Source organism: Acinetobacter haemolyticus, assembly GCF_900406815.1.
Taxonomy (GTDB): Bacteria; Pseudomonadota; Gammaproteobacteria; order Pseudomonadales; family Moraxellaceae; genus Acinetobacter; species Acinetobacter haemolyticus_A.
Genome location: NZ_OVCN01000007.1, coordinates 31,761 through 44,770 on the forward strand (window position 1 = coordinate 31,761; position 13,010 = coordinate 44,770).

Consider the following 13,010-nt stretch of genomic DNA (forward strand, 5'->3'; position numbering starts at 1 on the left):
TTTGATCCTCCCGCATTATATACTTTACTTTTCAACTAAATTTAGCATAAATCTTTGGCGAGATTAAGTGTTCAATCTACATAGTTATACCCATAAAAAAACACCGCAAATAGCGGTGCTTTTTTATCAAGAAAAAAATTACTTTTTCTTTTTCGGACCAAGCAGCATACCCATTTGGCGACCTTCCATTTTTGGAGGTTGCTCAACAACGCCAAACTCAGCCACATCAGCTTCAATTTTCTGTAACTGAGCAAGACCAAGTTGCTGGTGTGCCATTTCACGACCACGGAAACGTAAAGTAATCTTCACCTTATTTCCTTCTTCAAGGAAACGTAAAATTGCACGCAATTTTACTTGGTAATCACCTACGTCCGTCGCAGGGCGTAACTTGATTTCTTTCACTTGCACTTGATGCTGTTTTTTCTTCGCATCTTTTTGCTTTTGCTTTAAGTCAAATAAGTGCTTGTTGTAGTCCATGATTTTACAAACAGGAGGTTCTGCATTAGCAACGATCTCAACAAGGTCAAGATCAGCTTCCTCAGCAGCACGTAATGCTTCATTTAATGAAACGACACCTTTCTGTTCTCCATCAGCAGCGACGAGACGTACTTCTTTCGCACGAATCTCATCATTAATGGCTGGACGGTTACTTTTAGCACCTTGTTGTTGGTTACGATCAGGCTGTTTAATCTTTATTACTCCACAATGTACCGGCCGCGTTCGGCAACGGCAGATTTCACTAAGTCAATGAATGCATCAATTGACATAGTACCTAAATTTTTTCCTGAGCGTGTACGCACATTTACGGTGCCCTCTTCAACTTCTCGATCACCGAGAACTAAAAGATAAGGAATACGCTCTAGGGTACGCTCACGAATCTTAAATCCGATTTTTTCATTTCTCAAGTCAGAAATAGCACGAAGACCATTTTCTTTGAGTTTTGCAACCACTTGTTCACATGCATCCGCTTGTGAATCTGTAATATTCATCACACAAGCTTGAATCGGTGCAAGCCAAGGTGGCATGAAACCAGCGTAATGTTCAATTAGTATACCAATAAAACGCTCAAAACTGCCAAGAATTGCACGATGCAACATAACAGGTTGATCACGTTCATTGTCTTCAGTCACATATGAAGCATCTAAACGGATTGGCAAGTTAAAGTCACATTGAATCGTACCGCATTGCCATACACGACCTAAACAGTCTTTTAATGAGAATTCAATCTTCGGACCATAGAATGCGCCTTCGCCAGGTTGTAGATCCCAAGCTAAGCCAGCATCATCTAAAGCATCAGCCAAAGATTTTTCAGCAATATCCCAAAGTGCATCGTCACCCACACGCTTTTCAGGGCGGGTTGAGAGTTTCATTTGTACTTCTTCAAAACCGAAGTCTTTATAAACATCTAAAGTCAGTTTAATAAAGTCTGCAACTTCTTGACCAATTTGTTCTTTGGTACAGAAGATATGCGCATCATCTTGAGTAAAGCCACGTACACGCATGATACCGTGTAAAGAACCTGATGGTTCGTTACGATGACATGAACCAAACTCAGCTAAACGAATTGGTAAGTCACGGTAAGATTTTAATCCTTGGTTGAACACTTGAACGTGACAAGGACAGTTCATTGGTTTTACCGCATAGTTACGACTTTCTGAGTGAGTCGTAAACATGTTTTCAGCATAGTTTGCCGCATGTCCAGACTTTTCCCAAAGCGTAAAGTCTACGATCTGTGGCGTTTTAATTTCTTGGTAACCATTGTCCTGCTGAACCTTACGCATGTATTGTTCAAGGACTTGGTAAATCGTCCAACCATTCGCATGCCAAAACACCATACCAGGTGCTTCTTCTTGCATATGGAACAAATCTAATGCTTTACCGATTTTACGATGGTCACGTTTTTCAGCTTCTTCAATACGTTTGATATAAGCCGCTAACTGTTTTTTATCAGCCCAAGCCGTACCATAAATACGTTGTAGCTGTTCATTCTTGGCATCACCACGCCAGTAAGCGCCAGAGATTTTAGTGAGCTTGAATGATTTTAAGAATTTGGTATTCGGTACGTGTGGACCACGACACATATCCAAATAATCTTGATGGTAGTACAAACCCATTTGTGTTTCTTCAGGCATGTCTGCAATCAAGCGTAATTTGTATTCTTCGCCGCGTGCTGTGAATTCTGCAATCACTTCATCACGTGGTGTCATTTTTTTAACAACATCATAATCTTGATCAATGAGCTTTTTCATACGCTCTTCGATCGCTGCCATGTCATCCAAAGTAAATGGACGTGGCATCCAGATGTCATAGTAGAAACCTTCTTCGATCACTGGACCGATCACCATTTTCGCCTCAGGGAACAATTGCTTAACCGCATGTCCTACCAAGTGCGCACACGAGTGACGAATGATTTCTAAACCTTCTTCATCTTTCGGGGTAATAATCTGTACTGTTGCATCTTCTGTGATTAAATCACAAGCATCCACCAAACGATCATTGATACGACCTGCAACGGTATTTTTCGCTAGGCCCGGACCAATGCTCTGAGCAAGTTCCATCACGGAAATCGGTTGATCAAATTGTTTTTGATCACCATTTGGTAAAGTAATGATTGGCATAATAAAATCCTTAAGGAGTGATGCCCCGCACAATGGAGCATATCACCGCGAGATTATGTATTGAGGCGAACCTCAAAAAATAAAAAACGGCGGATAAAAAAGTACCCGAGATTTTACACAGGTTTAGGCAAGGAAGAAACCTTTGATTGGAGAAAAACCCAAGCCATGGCATATCTCAGACTAAAGCCTTAGTGATTTCGTATAAGCGGCGTACTATGGTGATATAGATATATGGGGACTGTGGTCATTTTTAACACCTCAGTAAATTTCCTCATAAAATAAACATGGAGCAATACACATGGTTAGTGCATACGACGAGTTACCCAAAAACCCTGCGAATTTCGTGGCGTTATCGCCATTACGTTATTTAGAACGAGCGGCCTATATTTACCCAAATCAAGCTGCGATTATTCATGGTAAACGTCAGATTACCTGGCAACAAAGCTATCAGCGCTGTCGTCAATTTGCACACCAGCTTACACAATTAGGTATTCAAAAGAACGATACCGTTTCTGTACTTTTACCCAATGTTCCAGCGATGATTGAAGCGCATTTTGCTGTTCCCATGGCAGGTGCCGTTTTAAATACGCTAAATACGCGCTTAGATGCCAAAACAATTGCCTTTATGCTAGAACATGCTGAAGCAAAAGTGCTTTTAGTTGATCCAGAATTTAGACCGATTGCAGAAGAAGCACTAACACTTATTCATCAAGATATTATTGTAATTGACGTTTTTGATAGTGAGTACGAAGGTGAACAAATTGCCCTTGGTCAATATGAATATGAGTCTTGGATAGCTCAAGGCGATCCAGAATTTGAATGGTTACTTCCACAAGATGAATGGGATGCAATCAGCCTAAATTACACCTCTGGAACAACAGGAAATCCGAAAGGTGTGGTCTATCATCATCGTGGTGCTTACCTCAATGCGGCGAGTAATATCTTGGCATGCGGTATGAAGCCCCGTGCTGTGTATCTTTGGACCTTACCTCTCTTTCACTGCAATGGCTGGTGTTTCGCATGGTCAATTGCTGCCAGTGGCGGAACTAATATTTGTTTACGTCGCGTCGATCCAGCACTGATTTTTAAATATATTGCCGAACACAAAGTAGATTATTTCTGTGGCGCACCGATTGTTCTATCAATGTTAATCAATGCCCCATTAGAGCAAAAAGTTGCTTTTGACCATCATGTTGAAGTCATGGTTGCTGGTGCAGCGCCTCCCGTTGCCATTATTGAAGGGATGCGAAATATAGGTATCAATGTCAATCATGTATATGGTCTAACTGAAACATACGGTCCTTCAGCGCTATGTGCCTCACAGGCAGGTTGGAGTGAATTATCTATCCAAGAACAAGCTCAATTACATTCACGCCAAGGCGTGCCTTATCCTTTACAAGACAGTATGCGGGTACTTGATCCTGAAACCATGCAACCTGTGCCAAATGACGGCGAGACCATGGGCGAAATCATGTTCCGTGGCAATATTGTCATGAAAGGCTATCTTAAAAATCCGCAAGCCACTGAAGAGGCATTTCAAGGTGGTTGGTTCCATACAGGAGATTTGGCTGTTTGCCATCCCGATGGCTATGCCAAAATCACGGACCGCTCCAAAGACATTATTATTTCAGGTGGGGAAAATATTTCTTCATTAGAAGTCGAAGATGTTTTATATCGACACCCAGCAGTCATGACCGCAGCAGTGGTTGCAAAGCCCGATCCACGTTGGCAAGAGGTGCCGTGTGCTTTTATTGAATTAAAACAAGGTAGCACAACTTCACCAGAAGACATTATTCTGCATTGCCAAAAGGAACTTGCGCGCTTTAAAGTTCCAAAAGATGTGGTGATTACCGAGATCCCAAAAACATCAACAGGGAAATTACAAAAATTTATTTTAAGAGAGTGGGCAAAAGAGCGCGCAACAGGTGAGTTTGGAAATTAAGCACTTAAATGTAAAAAAGAAGTTTCCTTAGAAACTTCTTTTTTTCAAGTTAACCTTGATCAGATAATAGCGCGACTTGCTGCACATAGTTTATAAACTTACGTTTAGAAGCTTCGAGTTCTTCTTCACTCACCTGCTGTTTGATGTCACGATGAATACGAAGAACATGCTGACGCAAGGTATGTCGTTCAGAAGCATTAAACACTTTACTGAACTCATTAATGATCGGATCACCTTGCTCAATCATACGGTCAACCCAACGCATCAATTGCATTTGTTTCTTAGCACCTTGTTGCGGTGTTAGATAAGACAAAATTATGCTTTCATCTTCATTGCGCAGCAGTTTGCCAATTCGCTGAAACTGACGGCGACGCGCTTCGAATGAACTAATTTTCTGAACTTCAAGCAACGCATCTATCAGACGCTCGTCCACAGGAAGTTTTTGAATTTGTTTTACATTCAATTGAGCCAATTGCTCGCCTAAAGCAGCCATACGCTGTACGGCTTTCTTTTGCTCAGTTCTACTCGCACGCCCTTCTAATGACTCAAAATCTTCATCGGTATAACGTTGGGTACCACGTGCCACTATTACTCTGCCTCATTAAATTTTGCTGCGAACAGCGTTTGAATTTCTTCCAGTGCTTTTTCTTCATCAGCACCGTCAATCACTAACCTTAATGTCGTGCCCTTACCTGCACCCAACATCAACAATGACATAATATTTTTTGCATCCACCAACTTATCCCCCTTACCAATTTGGATAGAAGAGCGATATTTGGTCGTCACCTCAATCAGTTTACCTGATGCGCGTGCATGTAAGCCAAGTTTATTAATTACATCAATTGTTGTGTCTATCATGACCAGTGCTTCATTTCTCTATGTAAGATTTGGACAGCCCATTTTGCCTCAAGGGCTTGTTTGAGTCTATCCACGATATAAACTGAACGATGTTGTCCACCAGTACAACCCACAGAAATGGTCATATAATGGCGATGTCCCTCTGCAAAAGCAGGGAGCCATTTTTCCAAGAATGCATAAATATCGGCGAACATTTCATTGGTTTGCTGGCTGCTTTCTAAAAAGCGACGTACAGGCTCATCCAAACCTGAAAAACGGCGTAATTCCAGATCCCAGTGTGGATTAGGCAAATGACGAACATCAAACACATAATCGGCATCCAAAGGAATGCCATGCTTATAACCAAAGGATTGCAAAATCACGATTAAGTTATCTGACTGTCCCAGTTTAGACAGTAAAATATGTTTTAAATCATGAACACTTTTATCTGTCGTATCAATATGCACTGTAGAACGAAATTGTATCGGAATCAGTAGTTGCTTTTCTTCCTGTATACACTGCAGCAAACTATTGAAACGACTCGCCAAAGGATGCGGGCGTCTAGATGCACTAAAACGCGCAATCAAATCTTGATCTTGTGTAGTCAAATAAATAACATCAACCGAACCATGTCTTTTTAATTGCTCAAACACATGATCAAACTCCTGCATATCAGCACGAGTACTTCGAATATCAACCCCTAATGCCAGCTGCTCGAGATTATTTTCATGATCGAGTTTAGCTACTATTTCAGGCAACAAAGCCAAAGGTAAGTTATCTATACAATAGTAGCCTAGATCTTCAAGCACTTGTAAAGCAGAAGATTTTCCTGAACCAGACTGTCCCGTGACGATAAGAATACGCTTCATGGCTTGTTGCCCTTTTTATTTTGAAGTTCTAAGTTTTAAAATTTATTTGTAAATTATCGATTAAACGCGTTGCACCCAATTTTGCGGCAACGAATAAAACCAAATCTTGATCAAATTGCGCAATCGGTTGCAAGTTGGTTTGACGAGCTTCCACATAATCCACAACAAAACCCGCTTGTGTCAATTCAGTTGAGATATTTGCTAACACTTGTTCCAACGCTTGACCTGCACGTAATTGCTGTTCAGCTTGCTTTAAAGACTGGTAAATTTTAGGCGCAATTTCGCGTTGTTGTTCAGATAAATAGCCATTACGAGAACTTAAAGCCAAGCCATCTTCAGCACGAACGATTGGCACACCAATCACTTCCAAAGGCATATTTAAATCTAGTACCAACTGACGAATCACCGCGAGTTGCTGATAATCCTTTTGACCAAAAAAAGCATAGTCTGGCTGTACAATATTAAATAATTTGGTAACAACGACTGCCACGCCATCAAAATGACCTGGACGAGACTTACCACACAAGTCATCCGTGATCTGACTTACGCTAATATTGGTCAGACGTGGCTGAGTACCATACATTTGCTCAACTGAAGGCGCAAAAATAATATCGCAGCCCACATCAGCCAATAAACGGCTATCTTGCTCTAAAGTCCGTGGATAGCTGTCAAAATCTTCACCTGCACCAAATTGAATCGGATTGACAAAGATGCTCACCACAACCACATCACAAATCTTTTTTGCAGCACGAACCAAGGTTAAATGACCTTCGTGCAAATTCCCCATGGTAGGGACAAAACCAATCATTTTTTTGTTGCTGCGTGCTGTTGCAAGAGACGCAGTTAAGCCTTGTATCGTTGTTTCAGTTTTCATGAATTAAAGCTCAACTTGGAAAGTATGTTCTTTGGCTGGGAATGACTGGTCTTGAACAGCTGCATGATAGGCTTTAAATGCATCTAAAATTGCTGTTTCGCCCGCTTGCTCTTTCATGAAATTACGAACAAAACGTGCAACTCGACCGAAAGTGAGACCCAACATGTCTTGTGCAACCAACACCTGACCGTCGGTTTCATTACCTGCACCGATGCCAATCACTGGGGTATTTGGAAATAATTCAGCGATTTCTTTACCTAACTGGGCAGGAACGCATTCAAGCAATAATACTGCTGCCCCTGCATCCACCACAGCTTGGCAGTCTGCAATCAATTGATCCGCCGCTTCACGTGTTCTTGCTTGTAATTTATAGCCGCCAAACACATGTACCGATTGTGGTGTCAAACCTAAATGCACACATACTGGAATACCATTACGGGTGAACACACTAACCAACTCGCTCAACCAAGCTCCACCTTCAATTTTGACCATCTGAGCGCCGACTTGCATCACCGCTTTAGCGCTTTTCAAGCCGTCTTCAAGCGTTGCATAACTCATAAATGGTAAGTCAGTCATAATTAAAGCATGTGAGTTCCCACGACGTACCGCTGCTGTATGGTAAGCCATATCTTCAACCGTAACAGGAAGCGTTGAATCTCTCCCTTGAATCGCCATTCCTAGAGAATCACCGATTAAAATCGTATCAATTTCAGCCAATTCCATTGCTTTCGCCATACTTGCATCATAGCAAGTCAAGCAAGAAAACTTGCGTCCGTCAGCTTTAAACTTTCTTAAGTCACTTAGACTAATCATGATGATGTCCTCTACAGGCGTTTTCAGAACGAAACAATCTTAAGCAGCCGCCCAAGATTGATCTGCTATTACAGTCAAGTTTGCTTGCTGTACCAGTTCTAAGTCTTTTAATGAATGACCATTTAATTGTAAATGAGCATCTAAATCTAATAAGGGAAGAATTACAAAATCACGTTCCATAATACCGATATGCGGCACAGTTAAACGTTCATTTTGAATCTGTTCTTGACCATAGATTAACAGATCAAGATCAAGGGTTCGCTCTCCCCAGCGTCGCAAACGGACACGTCCCGCATCTTGTTCCAACTGTTGCAATTGGTCTAACAAGTCAAGAGGTTTCAATGTCGTATCCAGTTGAACGACTGCATTTAAATAATGTGGTTGATCTTGAGGTCCCATTGGGGGACTTTGATAGAGGCGAGAAACCCTCACCTCACCTATATTTGCTAATTTGGCAACGGCATCTCTCAAAATCTGTTGTGAATCGCCCAAGTTACTGCCAAGACCGATATACGTACGAATCATCATTGTGTTGGTCCAAAAACCACTTGACTTAGATCACGCTGTACACGTTTACGCTTATGAATCGGATGATCAGCATTTACTTGACCTGAATCACTGGTCGCCTTTTCGAGAAAACGATTTGCCGAATCATCTGCTCTAAATCGCTCTTTCTTTGCACGACGACTTCTTGGTTCAGGAACATCAACCAACGGTTCAATTTCAGTGATCTTCTGTTCATCTGCATCAGCAACTTTACGGCGTGTCTTACTCCGTTGACGGTTATACTGACGAATAGCCGCTTCTTTCTGGTCGGTGGTCATTTCTTGGTAATTTTCCCACCAAACGCCCATACCATCAGTACTTGGATCACCAGATTTCTCACGTAATAACAAGAAATCAAATCCTGCACGGAAACGTGCATGGCCAGCCAATGCTTCTATTTGTTGAGGTTTTGGATTGAGCAAACGACTTTGCATTTCCCAAACTTCACGAATAAAAGTTTCAGCAAAACGAGGGATAATGGTGCGTGTTGCTTGACGCTTAAGCACATCAAGACCCGCCTGAGCACGCGCCTCGGCAGGTATTACCCCTTTATTGAGATAAAAATCACAGCGCTCTAAAAATGGCTTCCATAACAAGACTGCATAGAAAAATGCAGGGTTAATGGTTTTACCAATTTGAATCCGCTGGTCAGTATTTTTGGCAGCACGCTCGATAAATGGTGTGATATTTGGTGGAATTTCTGCAAATAACTGTTTCCAGACACCAAACTCAATCAACATCGGCAATACCTGAGTGAGATGCCCCATGGTAAAGAGCTTTTGTGACTCATCATATAGGCGATGTGGCGAGACATCACGCAACAATTGCGTCATCTCAACATCAAAAACATCAAGGATTGATTGGTCGATTTGAAAGTTGAGTTTCGCTGCAAAGCGCAATGCACGCAACATGCGTACAGGATCTTCCTCAAAACGCTGAGCGGGTTCACCCAAGAAACGCAAAGTGCGAGTTTTGATATCTTCAACGGCTTGACAGAAGTCAAGTACGATCGCTTTACGAGGTTGATAGTAAAGCGTATTGATCGAAAAATCTCGGCGAGCGAAATCCTGCTCAATTGTTCCCCAATTATTATCACGAAGAATCATACCAGAAGCACTGGTCACTGCTTTTTTCGGAGGGGCACGGAAGGTCGCGACTTCGATCAGTTCACGACCAGAATATACATGAGCTAACTCAAAACGTCGCCCAATAATACGACAACGTCGCCCAAATACTTCTTTCACTTGGGCTGGAGTAGCATTAGTTACCGCGTCAAAATCCTTTGGATTAAGACCTAACATCATATCGCGAACACCACCACCTACAATATATGCCTCATAACCTGCTTTAGTCAGACTATCGATCACATCTAATATTGAGGAAGGGAGTTGAGTTGTGGACAAACCACATTTTGACGCACGCAAAGTTTGCAAAAGACACTGTCTCCTACGTCAGGACGTAAATAACAATTTGTCGCTAATCATAGCTCTAACACACACAAAGGGCAATTTATTCTGCTGAAGTTTCAATACATCGATACGCATTTTTTACAAATGACGCTTTAGCCAGTTTATAAAATAAGTCTTGCCCTATTCTTTTCAAAGAGTTTTGGCCCAATACCTTTGACATTCATGAGCTCATCTAATGCTTTAAATGCACCATGTTTTTGTCGGTATTCAATAATCGCCAGGGCCTTTTTCTCTCCCACACCACTCAAACTTTGCAACTGCTGTAAGTTCGCTTGATTTAAGCTGATTTTATCGCCAGTAATATTTACAGAAGATGAAACAGGCTTCGAACTTTGTTGCTGTGTTGGTCTAGATAAATAATATTGGTCATCTTGCCTTGCCAATTGCTGATCATGTTTTTGTTGCTGTGCTTTCCACTGTATATAAGACTGATCAAATTGTTTTGCATTCAGGTGAGGGATAACCCCGAACCCCAGAATAATCAATAATAAAAAATTAATTTTGCTGCGTAGCTGCGGCAAATTCATCTGATGACCCCTCAAATTTTAAATGTCTTTTTGCTTGCTCCCATAGCTGGTCCATTTCCGCCAAACTCATTTCTTGCAAGTCTTTCTGTTGTCGATGTGCTTGTTGTTCGATATAGGCAAAGCGACTTCTAAATTTATGAATTGTCGCCAGTAATGCCGTTTCACTCGACAGCCCAAGTTTACGACCTACATTGATCAAAGAAAATAGACAATCTCCAAATTCTTCTTGTATTTCATCGGTTTTTTCCGTTTTAAGCGCTTGTTGTAATTCTGCTAGCTCTTCATCTAATTTTCCGTAAGCATCCTCTACAGTTTCAAAATCAAAACCGAGCTGTGCTGCTTTTTTTTGGATTTCATGTGCTTGCATTAAAGCAGGTGCGTGCTTAACTTCATCTAATCGGGATTTTGGCTTATCCTGTTTTTCTTGCTGTTTAATTTGCTGCCACAATTCACTCACTTGCTCAGGACTTAAGTTTTGAAATTTTTCAGCCTGAAATACGTGCGGATGACGTCGAATCAGTTTCTCACTAATTGCATCAACCACATCTTGAAAATCAAAAGCTCCTTGTTCACTGAACATTTGAGATTGAAACACCACTTGCAGCAACAAATCTCCGAGCTCTTGACGAATTTCATCCAAATCACCAACTCGAATTGCGGCTTCGACCTCATAAGCCTCTTCAATCGCATAACGCGTTAAGCTCTCAGGCGTTTGTTGTTGATCCCAGGGACATTTTTGTCTTAACTCCCGCATGATTTCCAACAACTTTTCCATGACCATCTCCTCACCCATTACGCTGTTGCAGTTTTAACCAGCTTCTGTCTAATATACGCTGGTCCGAAAAGTATCAATATAAAGTAAGGGAAAGCAATGCAATATAGTGTTTTTATTAGTGGTGCTGCGCAAGGCATTGGCGCTGAAATCGCCCGTCTCTTTCATCAAAAAGGCTTTAAAGTAGGTATCTACGACATCAATGAAGCACAAGCACAAGCTTTGGCGAAAGAACTTGGTACAAATACTAAAGCGGGTTATTTAGATGTTAGCAATTATCCCCAATGGCAGATCGCTTTGCAGGACTTTCAAGACTGGGCAGGCGAACTTAACATTTTAGTTAACAATGCAGGAATTCTATATTCTGGGGCTTTTGAAAACACAGCTATACCTTCTCACCACCGCACGATTGATATCAATGTAAAAGGTGTGCTCAATGGTTGCCATGCAGCTTTAACTTATTTACAAAAAGCAAGTTTTGCACGCGTCATTAATCTCTCCTCTGCATCCGCCATATATGGACAAGCTGATCTTGCCTCTTATTCTGCAAGTAAATTTGCTGTACGCGGTTTAACTGAAGCCTTAGATGTAGAATGGCAAAAATATAATATTCGTGTGCTCGATGTTATGCCGTTATTTGTACAAACCAATATGGTCAAGAATATGGATGCAGGCAGTATTCAAAATATTGGTGTGGATCTAACACCAAGAGATGTCGCACAACAAGTTCTCGCTTTAGCGCGGAAAAAAGACCACTTTTTCATTCCTACTCATACGCCGATTGGTATTAAAACCCAATTAATGTATCAATTATCACGTATTAGCCCACAATTTTTAAACCGAATTACTAATCTGTTATTATCCAAGCAAGCATAAATAATAAAAGGGCTTTATATTAAAAATATAAAGCCTTTTTTTGCACCATTAGCCTTCAGTTATTAATTCACTTTTCACATATAGTACAAAAACAATTAAAATTAAATTACCGCAATATTTAATCAAAATAAAGATTCGAAGTAAAATCCATAAAAATTTATTAATATCAATTAATTAAATTAATTTAAAGTTCAAACAAAAACCATCTCCAAATATCATAAAAACAATAGACAGACAAGTCTTTAAAATATAAAAAAGTTCGTGACTTTAAAATTTATTTTAAATAAAATCCGCCTGCCATAAAAAATGGCAATTTAATCTGAAACTATTTTTAAAGTGTTTATAATATGAAAAAATTATTAGTTTTAACTGCAGCTGCAACGCTTTCTTTCTCTACTTTTGCAGCGACCGAGGGTAAACCATTTTCAACTGCTGAATTAAAGGCAATGGATTGCGCAACACTTTCTGTTGAGCAATCAAATGCAAAACGTGAGTTAGCAAGCGCAGAGAAAAATATTGCGAATATCAATGCAAATGCTCAATCACCAAACAAGGCAGTAAGCAAATGGGCTGGTCTTGCAAGTGGCGCATTAACTGCTTTCGGTGGCAACTCTGAAAAAACTGCCAAAGCTAGTCAAATCGCAAGTAATCTTGCTGGCGAAGAAGATACATCTGATGCAAATAACCTAACGCTTCAAGAATCAATCAAAGCGAAAGCACAAGCGAATATTGAAAATATCGCGACATTCCAAAAAAGCAAAAAATGCAAAATCTAAAATTATAGTCAAATCCACTTTGATTTTATGATGATGTCCTGTGCTTGAAACAATAAAACCCGCCAATTGAACTGCCCCCCATGAAAACAGC

At 40.7% G+C, this 13,010-nt stretch carries 14 protein-coding genes; 3 read left to right on the plus strand and 11 right to left on the minus strand.

All coding sequences use genetic code 11. The features are described from left to right. Nucleotides 1-138: 138 nt before the first annotated feature. Both infC and thrS read right to left on the minus strand, forming a co-directional pair. Nucleotides 139-690 (minus strand): translation initiation factor IF-3, encoded by a 552-nt coding sequence (infC, locus tag DK207_RS06220; RefSeq protein WP_075316144.1) that lies wholly within the window; start codon nucleotides 688-690, stop codon nucleotides 139-141. 5 nt (nucleotides 691-695) lie between these two features. Beyond that, on the minus strand, nucleotides 696-2,618 hold the full coding sequence (gene thrS / locus DK207_RS06225) for a threonine--tRNA ligase (protein WP_109440423.1): 1,923 nt from the start codon (nucleotides 2,616-2,618) through the stop codon (nucleotides 696-698). A gap of 298 nt (nucleotides 2,619-2,916) precedes the next feature. Between thrS and DK207_RS06230 the strand changes: the two genes are divergently transcribed. Then, complete coding sequence (locus DK207_RS06230; RefSeq protein WP_109440424.1) at nucleotides 2,917-4,560, plus strand: acyl-CoA synthetase; 1,644 nt, start codon at nucleotides 2,917-2,919, stop codon at nucleotides 4,558-4,560. Between the two features lie 49 nt (nucleotides 4,561-4,609). Here DK207_RS06230 and yjgA read toward each other — a convergent pair whose 3' ends face one another. The 9 genes from yjgA to mazG form a co-directional block, all read right to left on the minus strand. Next, nucleotides 4,610-5,146, minus strand: coding sequence for a ribosome biogenesis factor YjgA (gene yjgA, locus DK207_RS06235; protein ID WP_109440425.1), 537 nt, complete (start codon nucleotides 5,144-5,146; stop codon nucleotides 4,610-4,612). A gap of 2 nt (nucleotides 5,147-5,148) precedes the next feature. Further along, complete coding sequence (locus DK207_RS06240; protein ID WP_109440426.1) at nucleotides 5,149-5,418, minus strand: HPr family phosphocarrier protein; 270 nt, start codon at nucleotides 5,416-5,418, stop codon at nucleotides 5,149-5,151. Beyond that, nucleotides 5,415-6,266 (minus strand): RNase adapter RapZ, encoded by an 852-nt coding sequence (rapZ, locus tag DK207_RS06245; protein ID WP_109440427.1) that lies wholly within the window; start codon nucleotides 6,264-6,266, stop codon nucleotides 5,415-5,417. The genes DK207_RS06240 and rapZ overlap by 4 nt, the downstream gene beginning before the upstream one ends. A 28-nt stretch (nucleotides 6,267-6,294) precedes the next feature. Then, nucleotides 6,295-7,140, minus strand: a complete 846-nt coding sequence (gene panC / locus DK207_RS06250; RefSeq protein WP_109440428.1) for a pantoate--beta-alanine ligase — start codon at nucleotides 7,138-7,140, stop codon at nucleotides 6,295-6,297. A gap of 3 nt (nucleotides 7,141-7,143) precedes the next feature. Next, nucleotides 7,144-7,953, minus strand: a complete 810-nt coding sequence (gene panB / locus DK207_RS06255) for a 3-methyl-2-oxobutanoate hydroxymethyltransferase (protein WP_109440429.1) — start codon at nucleotides 7,951-7,953, stop codon at nucleotides 7,144-7,146. Nucleotides 7,954-7,992: 39 nt separating this feature from the next. Then, entirely contained in the window at nucleotides 7,993-8,481 is a 489-nt protein-coding gene (folK, locus tag DK207_RS06260) for a 2-amino-4-hydroxy-6-hydroxymethyldihydropteridine diphosphokinase (RefSeq protein WP_109440430.1), read from the minus strand. Then, nucleotides 8,478-9,932 (minus strand): polynucleotide adenylyltransferase PcnB, encoded by a 1,455-nt coding sequence (gene pcnB, locus DK207_RS06265; protein WP_109440431.1) that lies wholly within the window; start codon nucleotides 9,930-9,932, stop codon nucleotides 8,478-8,480. The genes folK and pcnB overlap by 4 nt, the downstream gene beginning before the upstream one ends. 137 nt (nucleotides 9,933-10,069) lie before the next feature. After that, nucleotides 10,070-10,495 carry a ComEA family DNA-binding protein gene (locus DK207_RS06270; protein ID WP_109440432.1) on the minus strand — a complete coding sequence of 142 codons (426 nt, stop codon included), beginning with the start codon at nucleotides 10,493-10,495 and terminating at the stop codon, nucleotides 10,070-10,072. Beyond that, nucleotides 10,464-11,270 carry a nucleoside triphosphate pyrophosphohydrolase gene (gene mazG, locus DK207_RS06275; RefSeq protein ID WP_109440433.1) on the minus strand — a complete coding sequence of 269 codons (807 nt, stop codon included), beginning with the start codon at nucleotides 11,268-11,270 and terminating at the stop codon, nucleotides 10,464-10,466. Before mazG ends, DK207_RS06270 begins: the two co-directional genes overlap by 32 nt. Nucleotides 11,271-11,366: 96 nt before the next feature. Between mazG and DK207_RS06280 the strand changes: the two genes are divergently transcribed. Both DK207_RS06280 and DK207_RS06285 read left to right on the plus strand, forming a co-directional pair. Then, nucleotides 11,367-12,143: an SDR family oxidoreductase gene (locus DK207_RS06280; RefSeq protein WP_109440434.1), complete on the plus strand. Its 777-nt coding sequence runs from the start codon at nucleotides 11,367-11,369 to the stop codon at nucleotides 12,141-12,143. Between the two features lie 347 nt (nucleotides 12,144-12,490). Continuing rightward, on the plus strand, nucleotides 12,491-12,919 hold the full coding sequence (locus DK207_RS06285; protein WP_109440435.1) for a hypothetical protein: 429 nt from the start codon (nucleotides 12,491-12,493) through the stop codon (nucleotides 12,917-12,919). Nucleotides 12,920-13,010 lie beyond the last annotated feature (91 nt).

Excerpts from the sequence above, each read along its gene's own strand:
- rapZ (WP_109440427.1), bottom strand. The coding sequence starts at position 6,266 with ATGAAGCGTATTCTTATCGTCACGGGACAGTCTGGTTCAGGAAAATCT.
- thrS (WP_109440423.1), bottom strand. The coding sequence starts at position 2,618 with ATGCCAATCATTACTTTACCAAATGGTGATCAAAAACAATTTGATCAA.
- DK207_RS06230 (WP_109440424.1), top strand. The coding sequence starts at position 2,917 with ATGGTTAGTGCATACGACGAGTTACCCAAAAACCCTGCGAATTTCGTG.
- DK207_RS06285 (WP_109440435.1), top strand. The coding sequence starts at position 12,491 with ATGAAAAAATTATTAGTTTTAACTGCAGCTGCAACGCTTTCTTTCTCT.
- folK (WP_109440430.1), bottom strand. The coding sequence starts at position 8,481 with ATGATGATTCGTACGTATATCGGTCTTGGCAGTAACTTGGGCGATTCA.
- panB (WP_109440429.1), bottom strand. The coding sequence starts at position 7,953 with ATGATTAGTCTAAGTGACTTAAGAAAGTTTAAAGCTGACGGACGCAAG.
- DK207_RS06270 (WP_109440432.1), bottom strand. The coding sequence starts at position 10,495 with ATGAATTTGCCGCAGCTACGCAGCAAAATTAATTTTTTATTATTGATT.
- panC (WP_109440428.1), bottom strand. The coding sequence starts at position 7,140 with ATGAAAACTGAAACAACGATACAAGGCTTAACTGCGTCTCTTGCAACA.
- DK207_RS06240 (WP_109440426.1), bottom strand. The coding sequence starts at position 5,418 with ATGATAGACACAACAATTGATGTAATTAATAAACTTGGCTTACATGCA.
- DK207_RS06280 (WP_109440434.1), top strand. The coding sequence starts at position 11,367 with ATGCAATATAGTGTTTTTATTAGTGGTGCTGCGCAAGGCATTGGCGCT.
- mazG (WP_109440433.1), bottom strand. The coding sequence starts at position 11,270 with ATGGAAAAGTTGTTGGAAATCATGCGGGAGTTAAGACAAAAATGTCCC.